The organism is Nocardioides iriomotensis (assembly GCF_004168035.1).
GTDB lineage: Bacteria > Actinomycetota > Actinomycetes > Propionibacteriales > Nocardioidaceae > Nocardioides_B > Nocardioides_B iriomotensis.
Genome location: NZ_SDPU01000023.1, coordinates 119,437 through 136,748, shown reverse-complemented (window position 1 = coordinate 136,748; position 17,312 = coordinate 119,437). Strand labels below are relative to the sequence as shown.

The 17,312-nt window shown below is 73.8% G+C and carries 19 protein-coding genes; 16 read left to right on the top strand and 3 right to left on the bottom strand.

The features are described from left to right. The first annotated feature begins 7 nt into the window (after window positions 1-7). From ETU37_RS13130 to ETU37_RS13120, 3 genes are read left to right on the top strand one after another with little or no spacing between them, the layout of a single operon-like run. Window positions 8-910: a universal stress protein gene (locus tag ETU37_RS13130; protein ID WP_129987785.1), complete on the top strand. Its 903-nt coding sequence runs from the start codon at window positions 8-10 to the stop codon at window positions 908-910. Beyond that, complete coding sequence (locus tag ETU37_RS13125) at window positions 907-1,950, top strand: Acg family FMN-binding oxidoreductase (RefSeq protein ID WP_129987784.1); 1,044 nt, start codon at window positions 907-909, stop codon at window positions 1,948-1,950. Before ETU37_RS13130 ends, ETU37_RS13125 begins: the two co-directional genes overlap by 4 nt. A gap of 3 nt (window positions 1,951-1,953) precedes the next feature. After that, window positions 1,954-2,958, top strand: coding sequence for a zinc-dependent alcohol dehydrogenase family protein (locus ETU37_RS13120; RefSeq protein WP_129987783.1), 1,005 nt, complete (start codon window positions 1,954-1,956; stop codon window positions 2,956-2,958). Here the strand turns inward: ETU37_RS13120 and ETU37_RS13115 are convergent. Together ETU37_RS13115 and ETU37_RS13110 are read right to left on the bottom strand one after the other, a co-directional pair. Then, window positions 2,871-3,833 (bottom strand): universal stress protein, encoded by a 963-nt coding sequence (locus tag ETU37_RS13115; RefSeq protein WP_129987782.1) that lies wholly within the window; start codon window positions 3,831-3,833, stop codon window positions 2,871-2,873. The two genes, ETU37_RS13120 and ETU37_RS13115, sit on opposite strands and share 88 nt — an antisense overlap. Before the next feature lie 109 nt (window positions 3,834-3,942). Beyond that, window positions 3,943-5,394 (bottom strand): MBL fold metallo-hydrolase RNA specificity domain-containing protein, encoded by a 1,452-nt coding sequence (locus tag ETU37_RS13110; RefSeq protein ID WP_129987781.1) that lies wholly within the window; start codon window positions 5,392-5,394, stop codon window positions 3,943-3,945. 449 nt (window positions 5,395-5,843) lie between these two features. Here ETU37_RS13110 and ETU37_RS13105 point away from each other — a divergent pair, with 449 nt between their 5' ends. From ETU37_RS13105 to ETU37_RS13085, 5 genes are all read left to right on the top strand, one after another. After that, on the top strand, window positions 5,844-6,266 hold the full coding sequence (locus ETU37_RS13105) for a hypothetical protein (protein ID WP_129987780.1): 423 nt from the start codon (window positions 5,844-5,846) through the stop codon (window positions 6,264-6,266). A 105-nt stretch (window positions 6,267-6,371) separates the two neighbouring features. Next, entirely contained in the window at window positions 6,372-7,175 is an 804-nt protein-coding gene (locus ETU37_RS13100; protein ID WP_129987779.1) for a hypothetical protein, read from the top strand. A 130-nt stretch (window positions 7,176-7,305) separates the two neighbouring features. Then, a complete protein-coding gene (locus ETU37_RS13095) occupies window positions 7,306-7,584 on the top strand; it encodes a DUF1876 domain-containing protein (protein ID WP_129987778.1) in 279 nt (92 codons plus the stop codon). Window positions 7,585-7,616: 32 nt separating this feature from the next. Then, complete coding sequence (locus tag ETU37_RS13090) at window positions 7,617-9,137, top strand: DUF4389 domain-containing protein (RefSeq protein WP_129987777.1); 1,521 nt, start codon at window positions 7,617-7,619, stop codon at window positions 9,135-9,137. 49 nt (window positions 9,138-9,186) lie between these two features. After that, the gene (locus ETU37_RS13085; RefSeq protein ID WP_129987776.1) at window positions 9,187-9,777 is read left to right on the top strand and encodes a CBS domain-containing protein; all 591 of its coding nucleotides are present in this window, start codon (window positions 9,187-9,189) and stop codon (window positions 9,775-9,777) included. A gap of 20 nt (window positions 9,778-9,797) precedes the next feature. Here the strand turns inward: ETU37_RS13085 and ETU37_RS13080 are convergent, their stop codons facing one another. Beyond that, on the bottom strand, window positions 9,798-10,208 hold the full coding sequence (locus tag ETU37_RS13080; protein ID WP_129987775.1) for a pyridoxamine 5'-phosphate oxidase family protein: 411 nt from the start codon (window positions 10,206-10,208) through the stop codon (window positions 9,798-9,800). A gap of 213 nt (window positions 10,209-10,421) precedes the next feature. Between ETU37_RS13080 and ETU37_RS13075 the strand changes: the two genes are divergently transcribed. The 8 genes from ETU37_RS13075 to ETU37_RS13040 all read left to right on the top strand — a co-directional run bounded on the left by ETU37_RS13075 (window position 10,422) and on the right by ETU37_RS13040 (window position 17,288). Beyond that, a complete protein-coding gene (locus ETU37_RS13075) occupies window positions 10,422-10,925 on the top strand; it encodes a flavodoxin family protein (RefSeq protein ID WP_129987774.1) in 504 nt (167 codons plus the stop codon). Window positions 10,926-10,971: 46 nt separating this feature from the next. Then, on the top strand, window positions 10,972-11,244 hold the full coding sequence (locus tag ETU37_RS13070; protein WP_129987773.1) for an SHOCT domain-containing protein: 273 nt from the start codon (window positions 10,972-10,974) through the stop codon (window positions 11,242-11,244). 18 nt (window positions 11,245-11,262) lie between these two features. Beyond that, complete coding sequence (locus ETU37_RS13065; protein ID WP_129987772.1) at window positions 11,263-12,486, top strand: MgtC/SapB family protein; 1,224 nt, start codon at window positions 11,263-11,265, stop codon at window positions 12,484-12,486. 79 nt (window positions 12,487-12,565) lie between these two features. Further along, window positions 12,566-12,883: a 2TM domain-containing protein gene (locus ETU37_RS13060; protein ID WP_240755713.1), complete on the top strand. Its 318-nt coding sequence runs from the start codon at window positions 12,566-12,568 to the stop codon at window positions 12,881-12,883. 130 nt (window positions 12,884-13,013) lie between these two features. Continuing rightward, complete coding sequence (locus ETU37_RS13055) at window positions 13,014-14,024, top strand: zinc-dependent alcohol dehydrogenase (RefSeq protein ID WP_129987771.1); 1,011 nt, start codon at window positions 13,014-13,016, stop codon at window positions 14,022-14,024. Window positions 14,025-14,265: 241 nt separating this feature from the next. Next, a complete protein-coding gene (locus ETU37_RS13050; RefSeq protein WP_129987770.1) occupies window positions 14,266-14,775 on the top strand; it encodes a mycothiol transferase in 510 nt (169 codons plus the stop codon). Then, window positions 14,772-15,395 carry a LysR substrate-binding domain-containing protein gene (locus ETU37_RS13045; RefSeq protein WP_129987769.1) on the top strand — a complete coding sequence of 208 codons (624 nt, stop codon included), beginning with the start codon at window positions 14,772-14,774 and terminating at the stop codon, window positions 15,393-15,395. Before ETU37_RS13050 ends, ETU37_RS13045 begins: the two co-directional genes overlap by 4 nt. Window positions 15,396-15,509: 114 nt before the next feature. Further along, window positions 15,510-17,288 carry a BCCT family transporter gene (locus tag ETU37_RS13040; protein ID WP_129987768.1) on the top strand — a complete coding sequence of 593 codons (1,779 nt, stop codon included), beginning with the start codon at window positions 15,510-15,512 and terminating at the stop codon, window positions 17,286-17,288. The last annotated feature ends 24 nt before the right edge of the window (window positions 17,289-17,312 follow it).

Below are 17,312 nucleotides of genomic sequence, written 5' to 3'. Positions count from 1 at the left end.
GGCACCGATGACCGACTTGCGAACCACCCTGCTCGTCGCCATCGGCGACGACGACTCCTCCGCCGCGCTCGCCTGGGCCGTCGACCGCGCCGCCCGGTCCGGACAGGACCTGCGGCTCGTCCACGTCGCGCACGGCACCCACGGGCTCGCCGGGCCCGAGTCGCTCCTGCTGAGCTTCGAGGCCGCAGAGCTCGCCGGCCGCCAGATCGTGAGGGCGGCGCAGGAGCGCGCACTCGACGCGGCCGAGGGGCGCTTCGAGGTCGACGTCGACGTGCCCGTCGGCGGCATCGTCTCCGTGCTCACCGACCTCGCCGGCTCCCATGCCGGCGTCGTACTGCAGCACCGCCGGCGCACCCGGGTCGGCCAGGTGCTCGCCGGGTCCGTGACCTCCGCGGTGGCCGCGCGCGCCGCGGTGCCGGTCGTGTCCGTCCCGGACGGCTGGTCCGGCCCCGCCCCGGCCGGCAACGGGGTCCGGTCTCGCGTCGTCGTCGGGATCGAGGACCTCGACGGCGCCGACGACCTGATGGCCCACGCCGTCGACCTCGCCACCCGGACGCACGCCGACCTGACGCTGCTGCATGCCTGGGACGTGCCGACCGCCTACGAGCTGTCCCTGCTGGACCCCGAGCACATGGACACGTGGCGCGCCGAGACGACCCAGGCGCTCGAGGGACTTGCGGCACTGTGGCGCGACAAGGCGCCGGACGTCGGCGTCGACGCGCGCGTCACCCGGGGCCGCCCCGCCGAGGTGCTGACCGCGGTCTCGCACGACTGCGACCTGCTGCTCGTCGGCCACGCCCACCACCGCGTCCCGGGTCACCACCTCGGGTCGGTCGCCCGCGCGGTCCTGCGCGAGTCGGCCTGCCCGGTCGAGATCGTGCCCGTGCACCGGGAGCGTGAGTCGTCATGACCGCCCCGGCGCGGCCGCGGTCGGGTGACCGGACGGTCTCCGAGGGAGCACGAGCAGAGAGTCGGCCGCCGGTCGAGGACATCCTGACCCTGGCCGGCCGGGCACCGAGCGTGCACAACACGCAGCCCTGGCTGTGGCGCGTGCGCGGGACCACGGTCGACCTGTTCGGCGACCCGAACCGGCGGCTGCCCGTCCAGGACCCCGAGGGTCGCAACCTGGTGATCAGCTGCGGCGCCGCGCTGCACCACCTCCAGGTGGCCGCCGCGAGCCACGGGTGGCTGCCCCGGGTCCGACGGGTCCCCGACCCGGAGAACCCGTGGCACGTGGCGACGGTCCGGCTGGCCCCGGGTCCGACGGCGGACCTGGGAACGGTCGACGCCCAGACCATCTGGCAGCGCCGCACCGACCGGCGCCGGTTCACGTCCTGGCCGGTCCCGGAGGGTCGCGTCAACCGGCTCGCGGCGGAGGGGACCCTCTGGGGCGCCCAGGTCTTCCCGGTCAACAGCCTCGCCGTACGGCGGGACCTGCTCCGGCTCGCCTACGAGGCCGACCGCCTGCAGAGCCTGGACGAGGCGGCGCGGGTGGAGACGGCACAGTGGCGCGACGGCTCCGCCGACGGCGTCCCGTCCGACCACGTGCCGACCGCGGCCTCGGCCATGGAGCCGGCGGACCGCCTCTCCCGGCGGTTCGAGGGCGGCACGCTCGCGGACCCGCGCCGCGAGCCCGACACGACCGTGGGCGGGCTGCTCCTGATCTGCAGCTGGTCCGACGACACGCTCGCCTGGCTCCGCTGCGGCGAGTCGCTCAGCGCGGTGTGGCTGCGCGCCACCCAGGACGGGATGGCGCTGCTGCCGCTCAGCCAGGTGTTCGAGGTGGAGCGGACCCGGGCGGCTGTGCACGAGGACGTGCTCGGGCGGCTCGCCGTACCCCAGCTGCTGGTGCGCGTGGGCTGGCCAGCCCTGGACGCCACTCCCCTGCCGCCCTCGCCCCGCCGGCCGCTGAGCGACCTGCTGGTCGACGCGGACGTCCCGGGCGCCTGACCCGTGCGGGCCTGGATCGTCGAGTCCCCGGGACCGATCGCCTCCGGTCCCCTGCGGCTGGTGGAGCGGCCGGTGCCGGAGCCCGCGCGCGACGAGATCCTCGTGCGGGTCGTCTGCTGCGGCGTCTGCCGGACGGACCTGCACCTGGCGGAGGGCGACCTGCCACCGCGGCGTCCCGGCGTGACGCCCGGCCACCAGGCGGTCGGCGAGGTCGTGCGTGCCGGGGAGGACGTCGGTGACCTCGCGCCGGGCGACCGGGTCGGGATCGCCTGGCTGCGCCGCACCTGCGGTGCCTGCCGCTGGTGCCGGCGCGGCGCGGAGAACCTCTGTCCCACCCCGTCGTTCACCGGGTGGGACGCCGACGGCGGGTTCGCGGAGTACGCGGTCGCGCCGGCCGCGTTCACCTACCGGCTCCCCACCGACGTCCCGGCCGAGTCCCTGGCGCCGCTGCTGTGCGCGGGGATCATCGGCTACCGGGCCCTGCGCCGCGCCGCCCTCCCGCCCGGAGGACGGCTCGGTCTCTACGGCTTCGGCTCGAGCGCGCACCTGACGGCCCAGCTCGCGCTGGCGCAGGGCGCGGAGCTGTACGTCGTCACCCGGGACGAGGGCGGCCGGCGGCTGGCGAGCGAGCTCGGGGCCGTCTGGACCGGGGCGGCCGACGCGCGACCGCCGGTGCCGCTCGACTCCGCGATCATCTTCGCGCCGGCCGGTGAGCTCGTGCCGAGCGCGCTCGAGGCGATCGGCCGCGGCGGCACTGTCGCGGTCGCCGGGATCCACCTCAGCGACGTGCCCTCACTGGTCTACGACCGGCACCTGTTCCTGGAGAAGGACCTCCGCTCGGTGACCGCCAACACCCGGGCCGACGGCGCCGACTTCCTGCGACTGGCGCACCGCCTGGGGGTGTCCGCCCACGTGGTCGGCTACCCGTTCGAGGAGCTCGACGGCGCACTCGTCGACGTGGCTACCGGACGCGCGACGGGGTCGGCCGTGCTCCGGGTCGCGGGCTGAACGCCGACGGCCGGGACGATCTCGACGGGGGCGGTCGCGTGGGCGAGGAGCGCCCGTGCGGTCGTCCCGAGGTGCCGGACCGGGACGAGCGTGCTCGGCGACCGGAGCAGCACGACGAGGTCCGCGTGGTCCGCCTGGCCGAGCAGCGCCCGGGCCGGCTGCTCGTGCAGCACGACCACCTCGACGGGGACGTCGGCGTACCGGTCCCTCAGCGGGTCGAGCAGCCGGTCGATCTGCATCCGGCTGGCCGTCAGCCACTGGGCCGCGTGCGTGCGCTGCTCGATGCGGTCGCCGTACGGGTCCGGCAGCGACCAGGCGTGCACGACCCGCAGGGTGGCGCCGCGGGCCGACGCCGCCGCGAACGCGTGCTCCAGCAGCGTCGCGGCGCCGTGGGAGGACTTGACGCCCACGACGACCATGCCGCGTGTCGTCGTCGGCGTCCAGTCGGCCGGCACGGCCACCGCCGGGACCGAGGCGTGCGCGGCGACCGCCGCGGTGGTCGCCCCCAGGAGCCACCGGTCGAGGCCGTGGCGGGTCTCGCGGCCGAGCACCAGGAGCCCGGCGCCGTCGCCGGCGGTGACGATCTCGCTCACCCGTCCGCCGGACAGGAGGGCCGTCTCGACCCTCAGCGCGCCCGGCTCCGACGACTCCGACACCGCCGCCTCCGCCTCGCTGAGGACGGCACGTCCGGCCGCCGTCAGGTCGTCCGGAACGTAGGGAAGCATCGGGGTGAGTGGGACGTACGTCGGGCTCACGTGCACGATCCGCAGCGGCGCTCCGCGTCGCCCGGCCTCGTCGGCGGCGTACCGCAGCGCTCCTGCGCTGCCGGCGGTCCCGTCGACCGCGACGACGACGGCTCGCGTGTTCCCGTTCATGGTCCTGCTCCCTCCGGTGGGTGGTCGGTGCCAGAGTCGGTCGGACACGCCGGACCGGCCAGGGCAGAGGGTCCGGTCGGCGCCGGGACCTTCGGCCCGTGCCGCTGCGTCAGTCGAGCCGGACCCGCTCCCCCAGCCCCGGCACGACCGCGCAGATGCCGAGCTCGTCCTCGAGCCGCCGGGCCAGGACGCGCGAGGCGTCGGCCTCGCCGTGCACGACGTAGACCGTCCGGGGCGGCTCCTCCGCGGAGGCGACCCACGCGACGAGGTCGTCGGAGTCCGCGTGCACCGAGAAGTACGGCACCTGGACGATGTCCGCCCGGACCTGCACGTAGCGGCCGTGCATCTTGAGGTGCCCGGCACCGTCGAGGAGCTGCCGGCCGCGGGTGCCCTCCGCCTGGTAGCCCGCGAGCACGACGCAGTTGCGCGAGTCGTCGAGCTGGTGCTTGAGGTGGTGCACGACGCGACCGCCGGTGGCCATGCCGGAGGCGGAGACGACGATACTCGGGTACGTCGGACTGTTCAGCTCCTGCGACCCGGCGACGTCGCTCACCCGGTGCAGGTCGAGCACGTCGTCGAGGGTCAGCAGCGCCGCCGCTCCCTCGTCGAACTGGATCGAGCCCTCCCTCAGCGAGCGGCGGTAGACGTCCAGCGCGCGCAGCGCCATCGGGCTGTCGACGTACACCGGCACGCGCGGGATGCGGCCCTCCTCGGTGAGCCGGGCCAGCTCGAGGAGGACCAGCTCGGTGCGGTCCACCGCGAACGCCGGGATCAGCACCGACCCGCCGCGCCCGATCGTCCGGCGCACCGCCCCGGCGAGCAGCGCGGGGCCGGCGGCCGGGTGGCTGCGGTCGCCGTACGTCGACTCGAGCACCAGCGTCCCGGCCGTCGGGGGCGGGCCCGGCGGGCGCAGCAGCGGGTGCCCGGGACGGCCCAGGTCCCCGCTGAACGCGACGTGCCGGCCGTCCACGTGCAGGTCGACGACGGCGGAGCCGAGGATGTGGCCGGCCGGGTGCAGCGTGACCTCCACCCCGTCGCCGAGCGGCACCGGCCAGCGGTAGTCGACCGGGGAGAAGAGCCGGATGGATGCCTCGGCGTCGGCGGTGTCGTAGAGCGGCAGCGCCGGGTCGTGCCGCGACCAGCCGGCCCGGTTGGCGTACTCCGCGTCCTCCTCCTGCAGGTGCGCGCTGTCGCGCAGCACGATCTCGGCGAGGTCGGCGGTCTGGGGCGTGCACACCACCGGGCCGCGGAAGCCGTCGCGGACCAGCCGTGGCAGGTAGCCGCAGTGGTCCAGGTGCGCGTGCGTCAGCACGACCGCGGCGAGGCGGGACGCGTCGAGCGGCAGCGGCTCCCAGTTGCGGCGCCGCAGGTCGCTGGGACCCTGGTACAGCCCGGCGTCCACCAGCAGCAGGGGCTCCGGGCGGCCGACGAGGAACCGGCTCCCCGTCACGGTCCCCGCCGCGCCGAGGAACGTCAGCGTCGGCGTCGGCTGCTTCGCGCGGTCTGGACTCGGCCGCGTGGTGGGTCGGGTGGTCGGCTGGACCTGGGTCGGCGTCGTCATGGTGGCCCTCCCCCGGGCTGCTGGGTGGACCCGAGCATCGAACGGTCGTGCCGGGTCCGACCAGGGGACTTCGTCCCTCCCTCGCCGACCCGGCTCGAACCTCCCGCCCGACACCGCCGACCCGGCCCGAACCTCCCGCCCGACACCGCCGACCCGGCTCGAACCTCCCGCCCGACACCGCCGACCCGGCTCGAACCTCCCGCCGGCAGGGCGCGAGTCGGCGCGTCTTGCCCCCGCAGACCCGCCGAGTCGGCGCATCTTGCCCCTCCCGGCCGGCCGCGCCGACCGCCGTACCGGCGGCACTTCCCCAGGCATGTGGACGCTTCCCCAGCGGCATGCGCCTTGTGGAGCGTCCATAACCCCGCGTTACAGCTGCGTCGTGGGCCGGAGGTCCCTGGTTCGGGTTGGGGCCCGGTGCGAGGCTCGGCGAGGAGGAAGGGAGCAGGCGGATGGCGTCGCACGGGACGAGGCGGAAGGCGGCGGGGCTGGCCCTGCCCCGGCAACGGACGGCCGAGCAGATCGTGCTCGCGCTGCTCGTGGCGGACGCGCCGTACGAGGGGGTCGTCCGGCTGGCGGCGCGCGCCGCGGAGGGCCAGGACCTGCCGCTGCACCTCGCCCTCCTGGCCGACGCCGGCACCACCGTCGCGCACAGCATGGTGGAGATGGACCACGCGCTGACGGTGGCCCGCTCCTCCAGCCCGGAGCTGCAGGTGCAGGTGTCCGGGCCGTTCGGCGACGAGCACGCCGGCGAGCTCGAGGAGCTCGGCGAGGCCCGGCTCCGGCTGGTCGTGTGCAGCCGCGAGGCGATGGCGCGGATCGACGCCGACCCGGCGCTGGCGTGGCTCGCGCGGACCCGGCTCACCGTGGTCTGAGCACAGGTCAGCCGAGAGGGACCATCCAGGTCGGGACCTTGGTCCCGGTCCCGACGCGCCCTTGCGCCCTGCCCACGGGCCCGGGCGTCGGCCGACGCTGGGCACATGACTGGACGAGCGACGCCCTGGTGGCACCGTCCCCGTGTCGGCGCCGTCTACGAACGCGGCTGGGCCGTCCTGACCGGAGCGGTCCTCGCCGCCGGAGGCTTCGTGGCGGTGCGCGAGCTGGGGTGGGCGCCCGTCGTGATGGGGCTGGCGTTCGGGATCATCTCGATCGGCGCCTGCATCGTCACGTTCGCCGGACCGGAACGGCCCGCGTCGTACCTGCTCGCACTGCGCGTCGGCGCGTTCGTCCCGGCCCTGGTCATCGCGGGCGCCGCACTGGTCGGCGTCGCCGGTCCGGTCGGCCTGCTGCCCACGACGCTGGTCTGCCTGCTGTGGCCCGGCTGGCCCGCCCTGCTCACCCGGGGCCGCGCGGCCCTCGACGAGGTGGGCGGTCGCGACAAGGCCGGCAGTCCCGCCTCCTCCGGTACGGCGGTTGCCGCCCCCGCGCGCGTGCCCGGCACGGCCGACATGTCCGACTACGAGGCGATGCTCGTGGACACCGGCAACGGGACCGCGGACCCAGCTGACTCTGCCGACCCGGCCGGGACCGACCACGCGTCGTCGCCGCTGCGCGACCTGCCCACGGACGAGGTGTGCCTGCTGTGGCGGCGGACCTTCGTGCTGCTGGCCCAGGAGCTGCCGCCGCGCTCCGTGCTGGAGCTGCTCGCCGTCCGGGACCAGTGCCTGCAGGAGCTGGAGGTCCGCGAACCGCGGGCGTACCGGCAGCTGATCGAGTCGGGCGCGACCCCGACGAGCGACCTGAAGGACTTCTTCCACGGCGACGCCGGCGGCGCACTGGCCTGAAGGAGCCATCCCCGGCAGGGACCAACGTCCTCCCGCCGTGCGGCCGTTCGGCCGTGTCGGCCGCCCCGCTGCCCGGGTGACGCTCGAGGCGACACGGCACCCGGTCGTGCGACACGGGGAGGAGCCCGCGATGACCGACCAGCCGATCACACGCCGATGGGACGTGGCGATCCACATCAGCGAGGACGACGGCCGGACCCGCGCCCGCGCGGTCCTGACGACCGGCGAGGCGGCCGAGGTCGTCGCCGTCGGCGAGGCCCGGTTGAACCCGGTGGACGGCGACGTCCCCGAGATCGGCGCCGAGCTCGCCACGTCACGCGCCCTCTCGAGCCTCGGCCACGAGCTGCTCGAGCTGGCCATCGCCGACATCGCCCAGGTCACGCACGGTCCGGTGCGCCTCGGCGGCTGACCGGGCACTCGGCAACGAAAAGGAGCTCCTCCATGACCACCACCGCGTATCCCACCGCGTACCCCGTGCACCTCGACGCGCGCCTCGAGACCGACCTCAGCCGCTGGCGCTGGCTGGTCAAGTGGCTGCTGCTCATCCCTCACTACATCGTGCTGGCCTTCCTCTGGCTCGCCTTCGCCGTGTGCAGCCTGTTCGCGTTCTTCGCGATCCTCTTCACCGGCCGCTACCCCCGCGCGATCTTCGAGTTCAACGTCGGGGTGCTGCGCTGGAGCTGGCGCGTGTCGTACTACTCGTACGGCGCGCTCGGCACCGACCGCTACCCGCCGTTCTCCCTCGAAGAACGGCCCGACTACCCGACCCACCTCACGGTGGACTACCCCGAACGGCTCTCGCGCGGTCTCGTGCTCGTCAAGTGGTGGCTGCTGGCCATCCCTCACTACATCGTGATCGGCTTCTTCGTCGGCGGCGCGAGCTACACGGTGTCCGAGCTGGACGGCGGTAACGGCGATCCGGTGCTGAGCACCGGTCTGATCGGCGTGCTGGTCCTCGTCGCGTCGATCGTGCTGCTCGTGACCGGGACCTACCCGCGGTCGGTGTTCGACCTGCTGCTCGGCCTGAACCGATGGGTCCTGCGGGTCGCCGCGTACGCCGGCCTCATGACCGACCGCTACCCGCCGTTCCGTCTCGACATGGGCGGCGACGACCCCGACGGCCATCTCGTGCTGACCCCGCCGCGGCCGGACGTGCCCGCGCAGGCAGGCCCTTCGGAGCCCACCCGGGGCGACGCCCCACCACCACCGCTGCCGCCGATGGAGGCACGCCCGGCCACACCACCGGCCACGCCGCCGACGTCGTCGGGCTGGGGTGTCGGTCGCGTCATCGCGCTCGTCGTCGGTTGCCTGCTGCTCTTCTCGGGGCTGGCGACCGGCGCCGCCGCGCTCGCGATGTCCCTCACGAACGAGGTCGCGCGCGACCAGGACGGCTTCCTCATGACGCCCGCCAAGACCCTCGACACGTCGACGTACGCGATCAGCTCGGACCGCATGGAGCTGAGCGTCGACGAGGGCGCGCCGAGCTGGGCCCCGGAGTCGCTGTTCGGCGACGGCCGGGTCGTCGCCGACCCGCAGGGCGACCACGACCTGTTCGTCGGCGTGGCGCCGACCTCCGACGTGAACGCCTGGTTCGGGGACACCTCCCGGGTCGTCGTCGACGACCTCAGCGGAGTGGTCCGCTACCGCGCGGAGGGCTCCGGCAAGCTCGACGGGCTGCCGGCTGACCAGGGCTTCTGGGTCGCGTCCCAGCAGGGCCCCGGTCGGCAGAGCGTGACGTGGCCGCTCAGCAACGGCGACTGGACGGTCGTCGTGATGAACGCCGACGGCGCCTCCGGTGTCAATGCACAGGTCCGGGCCGGGGCCACGCTCCCGGTGTTCGGCTGGGCGACCGCGGCGCTGTGGTGGACCACCGCCGGCCTCATCCTCGTCGGCGCCGTGATCGTGGTGCTGGCCGTCGCCACCCGCCGTACGACGACGGGACCATCGGCACTGTCAGGCTGAGCGTCGCCTGCCCAGGATGGAGCCGACCCGACCGAAGGAGTGAGCGACCATGCTGGTGCGAGACGTGATGACGAGTCCCGCCGTCACGGTGACCGAGGGCACGACGATCCGTGAGGCCGCGCGGGTGCTGGACGCCCACGCCGTCACGGCCGTCCCCGTGGTCGACGGCTCCGGCACCGTGGTCGGCGTGCTCAGCGAGGCCGACCTGATCCGAGAGATGCTCCTGCCCGACCCACGGGTGCACGTGGAGACGGCACCGACCGTCGACCCGCCGCGCGCCGGGCGGGTCGGCGAGGTGATGACCCGGATGCCCGTGGTCGTCGGACCGGCCGAGGACCTCAGCGTGGCCGTCGACCTGATGACGTCGACGACCGTCAAGTCGCTGCCCGTGCTGGAGCACGGGCGGCTGCTGGGCGTCCTCAGCCGACGCGACGTGCTGCGCGCGCTCGCCCGTGCCGACGACATGATCGAGACGGAGGTCAACGCCCTCCTGCGCGCGGACGGCACGGACTGGTGGGCCACCGTCGACAACGGCGTGGTCGAGGTCGCCGGGCCGCGGAGCGAGCCGGAGCGACGCGTCGCGGAGGTGCTCGCCGGTTCCGTGGCCGGCGTGGTCGCCGTCCGCTGCGTCAACGGCTGAGCACGCCGCCGGCCGGCGCCTCAGCGCTGGAGCAGGAAGCGCCGGCCGGTCACCTCGGCGGGCAGCAGCGCGAGCATCTCGTACTTCAGCGTGGGCACCCAGCTGTGCAGCCGGCTGTCGTCGACCTCGGCCTGCTCGTCCTCGGACAGCCGGTGGAACCGCCCGCGCACCACGACCGACCAGGCGTTGGTGTCGTCGACCCAGTCGATCTCCAGGGCCGCGTCGGACTGGAGCGCCGCGGCCAGCAGCTTGTTCCCCGACCCGGTCCGGACGATCAGCCGTCCGCGGTCGACGAGGTAGTTGATCGGCACGATGTGGACCTCGTCGACGAGCCGGTAGGCCACGCGTCCGAACTCCTGGGTCCGCAACAGGGCCCAGCACTCCTCGACGGAGAGGTCGAGCACCGGGTGCTCGTCGTCCAGGGTCTGCATGGTGACCTCCCGTGTGTCGAGTCGTGCTTCCACGCTAGGAGCGGCGGGTGCGGGCGGGCAGGGCCCTTGGTCCCGGCCGTGTCGGTTCCTGGTCGCGACCGGCCTCCAACCGCCGACCAAGGTCGCCCCCGGCTGGGTCCTTCGACCCTGGGACTGCCGCGACCGCGCTCCGACCCTGGAGTCGAGAAACGAATCAACGGAGAGAGGTGCGTCATGAAGGCGCTGGTCGTGTACGAGTCGATGTGGGGCAACACCCGGCAGGTGGCCGAGGCCGTGGCTGAAGGTCTCGGGGGCGTGCCGATGGTCGAGGTGCACGACGCGGCCGGCACCGACCTGGCCGAGCTCGACCTGCTCGTCGTCGGAGGCCCCACCCACGCGCTCTCGATGACCCGTCCGAAGACCCGGCACGACGCGCTCGAGCAGGGCGCGACCTCCGGCGCCGAGGACCGCGGGATCCGCGAGTGGCTCGCGGAGCTGCCGGCGGACCTGCGCGCCCCGGTCGCCACGTTCGACACCCGCGCGAAGCAGGCACGGCACCTGCCGGGGTCGGCCGCCAAGAGTGCCGGCAAGGAGCTCCGGAAGCACCACCACGGCCGGGTCCTGGCCAGCGCGAGCTTCTACGTCGAGGGCACGGAGGGGCCACTCTCCGAGGGCGAGCTGACCCGTGCCCGCGCGTGGGCGACCGACCTGGCCGCGCACGTCGTACCGGCGTCGTGAACGTCGCCCGCCGCGCGCACGAGCCGAAGCGGGAAGGAGCAGGACGATGATGTGGGACGGCTACCAGAGCGGTCTGCACTGGGAAGCGATGACCGCGGTCCTGATGGCGCTCGTGCTGCTCGGCGCGCTGCTCGCTACGGCCGGGTTCCTGCTGCTGTCCGGACGCGGCGGCCGCGCCGGCCGGCTCGGCGAGGGCGCTGCCCCCGACGCGCAGGCGGTGCTCGACCGCCGGTTCGCCGAGGGTGAGATCGACGAGGACGAGTACCTGCGCAGGACGGCGGCGCTGCAGCAGGTCGGCCACCCCGGCATCACGGGCTGAGCGTCCGGCCCGCCGGCGATGACGACCCTCGAGCTGTTCCAGTCCGCGGGCGTCGCGTTGGCGATCGGCCTGCTCGTCGGCGCCGAGAGGGAGCGCGCGAAGCGCGAGCACGGCAGCCCGGGCATCCGCACGTTCGCACTGGCAGCATTGCTCGGGAATGTTGCGACCCTCGTCCCCGTCGTCGTCGCAGCGCTCGCGCTGGGTGGGGTGGTCGTCGTCGTCGCGGCGGGGTACGTCGGCGGTCGCGAGGAGGACCGGGGTCTGACCAGCGAGCTCGCGCTGCTGGTCACGACGGCGCTCGGCGCCCTGACCCGCTACGAGGCCAGCCTGGCCGTGGCCGCGGCGGTCGCCACCGCCGTGCTGCTCGCCTCGAAGGAACGTATGCACCGCTTCGTGCGGCACACCGTGACCGAGCAGGAGAGCACGGACGCGCTGAAGTTCTTCGTCGTCGCCTTCATCGTGCTGCCACTGCTCCCGACCACCGCGGTCGGCCCGTACGACGTGTGGGTGCCGCGCCGGGTGTGGCTGCTCGTCGTGCTGATCACCGGCATCGGCTGGGCCGGCTACGCGGCGACGCGAGCGTTCGGCGCCCGCCGCGGGCTGCTGGTGGCCGGCCTCGCCGGCGGGTTCGTCTCCGGCACCGCCACGATCGGGACGATGGGTGCGCGGTACCGCGAGGCGCACGAGCTCCGCAGGGCCACCCTGGCCGGGTCGCTGATGGCGAGCGCCGCCACGCTCGTCCAGATCGCGGTGCTCGTCACAATCGCCGATCCCGCGGTGGCGGCCCGGCTCTACCTGCCGCTCGCCGCGGGCATGGTGGTGCTCGTGCTCGAGGCGGTGATCCTGTCCCGCCACCAGAAGGGCATCGGCGACCAGGCCGCGGCCGGGCGGCCCTTCGCGCTGGTGCCCGCCCTTGTCCTGGCCGCCGTCATCTCCCTGGTGCTGCTCCTCGCCACCTGGCTCAACCAGCGGTACGGCGCGTCGGGTGCGCTCATCGCGGCCGCCGCCGGCAGCCTGGCCGACACGCACGCCTCGGCCGTGGCCGTCTCGACGCTGGCCCGCCAGGGCACGGTGACCGTGTCCCTCGCGGTCACCGCCGTCGCCGTCGGCCTGGCCACCAACACCGGCAGCAAGGTCGCCGCGGCCGCGGTCACCGGCGGCCGCTCGTTCGCCGGGAGCGTCCTGCTCTGGCACCTGCCGCCCGCGCTGGCGATCGCGGCGGTCCTGCTCGCGTTCGGGTGAGCCCCGGACGTGAGCACGAGCACGGACCAAGGGCTCTGGACCCGGTGACGAAACACCCTTCAGCCGCACCGTCGCGCGCGTGACGCTGGAGGTGGAAGGAGGGATCGACATGCAGGACGACACGATGCTCGGCACGTACCGGTCCGACGAGGAGCTCCGCGCGGCAGCGGTGAAGCGGCTCAAGGACAAGCGTGACCTCAAGGCGCACCTGCTCGCCTACCTGATGGTGAACCTGCTGTTCGTGGCCATCTGGGCAGCGACCACGGCGGGCTTCTTCTGGCCGGTCTTCCCGCTCTTCGGTTGGGGCATCGGCCTGGTCTTCCACGCCTGGGACGTCTACTCCAAGCCCGCGACACCCGAGCAGGTGGCGGCGGAGATGGACCGGCTGCGCCGGTGACGCCACGCAGCGCTCTCGGCTGGACCCGGGTCCTTCGCCCCCGCGGACCGGGGACGTTCGCTCCTGCCCTCGCCGTTCGCCGGCGCGTTGGCTGGGGGCAGGAAGAACCCCCACCCGTCAGGAGAGACAGATGAGAGCAGCCGTCGTCCCCGCCCTCGGTGCGGACCTGGAGATCCGCGACGTCGCGGTACCGCAGCCCGGTCCCGGGCAGGTCCTCGTGAAGATCGAGGCCAGCGGGCTGTGCCACACCGACATCCACGCCGCGCGCGGCGACTGGCCGGTGAAGCCGAAGATCCCGCTCATCCCCGGTCACGAGGGCGTCGGCCTCGTCGAGGCCGTCGCGGACGACGTGAACGCCGCACTGGTCGGCACGCGGGTCGCACTTCCCTGGCTCGGGCACGCCTGCGGCCGGTGCCGCTACTGCGTCGGCGGCTGGGAGACCTACTGCACCAGCCCGTCGTACACCGGCTACACCATGGACGGGTCGTACGCCGAGTACGCCGTCGGCTACGCCAGCCACGTCGTCCCGGTGCCCGCTGGGGTCACCCCGCTCGACGCCGCGCCGCTGACCTGCGCGGGCGTGACGACGTACAAGGCGGTCAAGGTCGCGCACCCGCAGCCGAACGAGACGGCGATGGTCGTCGGTGTCGGGGGGCTCGGCCACCTAGCCCTGCAGTACGCCCGGATCTTCGGCACGACCACGGTCGCCGTCGACGTCGAGGACGCCAAGCTCGACCTTGCCAAGCAGCTCGGCGCCGACCACGTCGTGGACGGGCGTGGCGACCAGGCGTCCGCCCTCGCGGCGCTCGGCGGTGTGGACATCGCCGTCGTGACCGTGCCGTCGCCCGCGGCGATGCGGGCCGCGCACGAGGCGCTGAACCCGAACGGACGCCTGGTCCTGGTCGGGCTGCCGGCGGACAACCGGCTGGAGCTGCCGGTCTTCGAGACGGTGCTCAAGGGCATCTCGGTGATCGGGTCGCTGGTCGGCACCCGCAACGACCTCGCCGACTGCTTCGCGCTGCACGCGCACGGCCACACCCGGGTGATCGCCGAGACACGGCGGCTCGAGCAGGTCAACGAGAGCTTCGCGCAGGTGCTCGCCGGGCAGGTTCCGGCGCGGCTGGTCTTCGACATGAGCTGACGCGAGACGGTCGGACCACCCGGCCGGGAGGACGAGAGAAGGACGGACGGACATCACGACACGCAGCCGGCCAGGCATCGCCCCCAGGGCGGAGGGCACGCAGCCGGCGCGGTTGCCGCGAGCGGTGACGCCGCCGACCGGCATCGCGACTCGTCGCCGCGACCGCGGCGGTGTCCGACCTCCCCACACCCGGACTCCCGGCCGGGCCCGCGCCACGAGCGCCGCGTGCAAGACTCGCCGCATGACCGCTGCCACCGACGTGATCATCGACGGCCTGAACCGGGTCAAGGACAACGTGCACGCCGCCGTCGAGGGCCTGTCCCGCACGCAGCTCGCCGAACGGCTCGACCCCGAGGCCAACTCCATCGCCTGGCTCGTCTGGCACCTGACCCGCATCCAGGACGACCATGTCGCGGACGTCGCCGGTACGACGCAGGTGTGGATCACCGACGGCTGGGCCGGCCGGTTCGCGCTGCCCCTCGACAACCACGACCACGGGTTCGGGCACACGCCGAAGCAGGTGGCGCAGGTCGTCGCCGACGCCGAGATGCTGGTCTGGTACCACGACGCCGTCCACGCCCGCACCGTCGACTACGTGCAGGGCCTCGGCGACGTGGACCTCGCCAGGGTCGTCGACCTGCGCTGGGACCCGCCGGTCACGCTCGCCGTCCGCCTCGTCAGCGTCGTCGACGACTGCGCGCAGCACGTCGGCCAGGCGGCCTTCGTGCGCGGGATCCTCGAGCGCCGGTGAGCTTCACCCTCACGTTCGTCGAGGGCGTGACCCTCGACAAGTGGCGCCGGCGCTGGGAGGAACGCGTCTCCGGCACCCGGCTCGACCTCCGCCTCGTCGACGTCGCGGCGCAGCTCGACGGGGTCCGGGACGGGACGGCCGCGATGGCGTTCGTCCGCGACCTCGCCGAGGACCAGCGCGACGGGCTGCACCACATCCCGCTGTACCGCGAGGTGCCCGTCGTCGTCGTCAACCGTGAGCACCCCGTCGCGGCGTACGACGAGATCCCCCTGGCCGACCTCGGCGACGAGATCGTGCTCGACGACCCCGACCTGGAGACCCGGCTCAAGGTCGAGACCGTCGCCGCGGGCACCGGCGTGGCCTTCCTGCCGATGTCGGTCGCTCGGGTGCACCACCGCAAGGACGTCGTGGCCGTGCCCGTCGACGGGCTGCCCGAGTCGCAGGTCGGCCTTGCCTGGCGGACCGACACCGAGGACCCGCTGGTGGAGACCTTCGTCGGCATCGTGCGCGGCCGCACCGAGCGCTCCTCGCGGGGCGAGACACCGCCGGCGGCGCCTCGCGCGAAGCCCGGCCGGGACCGGGCCCCGCGCCGCTCGGGTGGTCGGCGTCACCGTCGCTAGGGGTGTAACCCCCGTTTGCACGGGTAGGGAACAGACGGGCCCGTGTGGCCCGCTCCCTGTCCTGACCCCCATCGTGACGTTGAGGAGGGTCGCCGCTCCGGGCGGCGTACACCTGTGAGTACCGACACCCGTGCAGAACGAGCCACGCCACCCGCGTCCGTCGACGCGACCGCGACCGCGGAGCCGGTGCACCCGGCCCTGGAGACCCCGGTCGTGCTCGACGAGAACGCCCGTGGCAGCAAGATCGACAAGGTCGTCTTCGGCGTCAGCGCCGCGATCGCCCTCGCCTTCGTCGCGTGGGGCTTCCTGAGCACCGACACCCTGGGCAGCGCGTCCGGCACCGCGCTCGACTGGACCGTGAAGAACATGGGCTGGATGTTCGTCGTCCTCGCGTCGGCGTTCGTGGTCTTCGTGATCTGGCTGGCGATGGGCCGCTTCGGCAACATCCCGCTGGGCAGCGACGACGAGGAGCCGGAGTTCAAGACAGTCTCGTGGATCGCGATGATGTTCAGCGCCGGCATGGGCATCGGCCTGATGTTCTACGGCGTCTCCGAGCCGCTCTCCCACTTCGTGACGCCTCCCCCGGGAACGGGCCCGGCCGGCAACCCCGAGGCCGTGCAGAACGCCATGGCCACCACGCTGTTCCACTGGACGCTGCACCCGTGGGCGATCTACGCCGTCGTCGGCATCGCCATCGCGTACGGCGTCTTCCGCAAGGGCCGGTCGCAGCTGATCAGCTCCGCGTTCATCCCGATCATCGGCGAGCGGCGCGCCACCGGCACCGCCGGCCGCGTGATCGACATGCTCGCGATCTTCGCGACCCTCTTCGGCTCGGCCGCCTCGCTCGGCCTCGGCGCCCTGCAGATCGGCAGCGGTGTGCAGATCGTCGCCGGCATCGGCGAGGTCGGCAACGGCGTCCTCGTCGGCGTCATCGCGCTGCTCACCGTCGCGTTCATCCTCAGCGCCGTGTCCGGAGTCGCCAAGGGCATCCAGTGGCTGTCCAACATCAACATGGTGCTGGCCCTCGGCCTGGCCGTCTTCGTCTTCGTCGTCGGCCCGACCGTGTTCATGCTCGACCTGATCCCCACCGCGGTCGGCTCCTACTTCCAGGACCTCGCGATGATGTCCGCGCGCACCGACGCCGCGGGCGGCGAGGGCATGGCCACCTGGCTCTCCGGCTGGACCGTCTTCTACTGGGCCTGGTGGCTCTCGTGGACGCCGTTCGTCGGCATGTTCATCGCCCGCATCTCGCGCGGCCGCACCATCCGCCAGTTCGTCACCGGCGTGCTGCTGGTGCCGTCGCTGGTGAGCCTGGTCTGGTTCGCGATCTTCGGCGGCGCGGCGATCCGCGCCGAGCAGGGCGGTGCCGACCTGGCCGGCGCGGCGACGACCGAGGGCCAGCTCTTCGGCCTGCTCGACACGATGCCGCTGGCCGGCGTCACCACGATCGTGGTGATGATCCTGGTCGCGATCTTCTTCGTGTCCGGTGCCGACGCGGCCTCGATCGTCATGGGCACGCTGTCGCAGCGCGGCACGCTCGAGCCGAGCAAGGGCAACGTCATCTTCTGGGGCGTCGTGACCGGGGCGGTCGCCGCGGTCATGCTGCTCGTCGGTGGCGACGACGCCCTGACCGGGCTCCAGAACATCACGATCGTCGCGGCCCTGCCGTTCGCCGTCGTGATGGTCGGCCTGGCCTGGGCGCTGGTCAAGGACCTTCGCGACGACCCGCTGATGGTGCGCCGCCGGTACGCGGAGGCCGCCGTCGAGAAGGCCGTCGTGTACGGCGCCACCGAGCACGGCGACGACTTCGAGCTCTCGGTGCGCAAGGCAGAGCAGCCGCTGCTCACCGAGGGTGCCGACGCCGCGCAGCAGGAGGACGCCGTCACCCGCTGACGCGGCAGCGCTGCCCGCACGCCC

Coding starts and splice junctions, on each gene's coding strand:
- ETU37_RS13130 (WP_129987785.1), top strand. CDS start 8: ATGACCGACTTGCGAACCACCCTGCTCGTCGCCATCGGCGACGACGAC.
- ETU37_RS13090 (WP_129987777.1), top strand. CDS start 7,617: ATGACCACCACCGCGTATCCCACCGCGTACCCCGTGCACCTCGACGCG.
- ETU37_RS13100 (WP_129987779.1), top strand. CDS start 6,372: ATGACTGGACGAGCGACGCCCTGGTGGCACCGTCCCCGTGTCGGCGCC.
- ETU37_RS13115 (WP_129987782.1), bottom strand. CDS start 3,833: ATGAACGGGAACACGCGAGCCGTCGTCGTCGCGGTCGACGGGACCGCC.
- ETU37_RS13095 (WP_129987778.1), top strand. CDS start 7,306: ATGACCGACCAGCCGATCACACGCCGATGGGACGTGGCGATCCACATC.
- ETU37_RS13080 (WP_129987775.1), bottom strand. CDS start 10,208: ATGCAGACCCTGGACGACGAGCACCCGGTGCTCGACCTCTCCGTCGAG.
- ETU37_RS13125 (WP_129987784.1), top strand. CDS start 907: ATGACCGCCCCGGCGCGGCCGCGGTCGGGTGACCGGACGGTCTCCGAG.
- ETU37_RS13070 (WP_129987773.1), top strand. CDS start 10,972: ATGATGTGGGACGGCTACCAGAGCGGTCTGCACTGGGAAGCGATGACC.
- ETU37_RS13050 (WP_129987770.1), top strand. CDS start 14,266: ATGACCGCTGCCACCGACGTGATCATCGACGGCCTGAACCGGGTCAAG.
- ETU37_RS13105 (WP_129987780.1), top strand. CDS start 5,844: ATGGCGTCGCACGGGACGAGGCGGAAGGCGGCGGGGCTGGCCCTGCCC.
- ETU37_RS13085 (WP_129987776.1), top strand. CDS start 9,187: ATGCTGGTGCGAGACGTGATGACGAGTCCCGCCGTCACGGTGACCGAG.
- ETU37_RS13075 (WP_129987774.1), top strand. CDS start 10,422: ATGAAGGCGCTGGTCGTGTACGAGTCGATGTGGGGCAACACCCGGCAG.
- ETU37_RS13110 (WP_129987781.1), bottom strand. CDS start 5,394: ATGACGACGCCGACCCAGGTCCAGCCGACCACCCGACCCACCACGCGG.
- ETU37_RS13065 (WP_129987772.1), top strand. CDS start 11,263: ATGACGACCCTCGAGCTGTTCCAGTCCGCGGGCGTCGCGTTGGCGATC.
- ETU37_RS13055 (WP_129987771.1), top strand. CDS start 13,014: ATGAGAGCAGCCGTCGTCCCCGCCCTCGGTGCGGACCTGGAGATCCGC.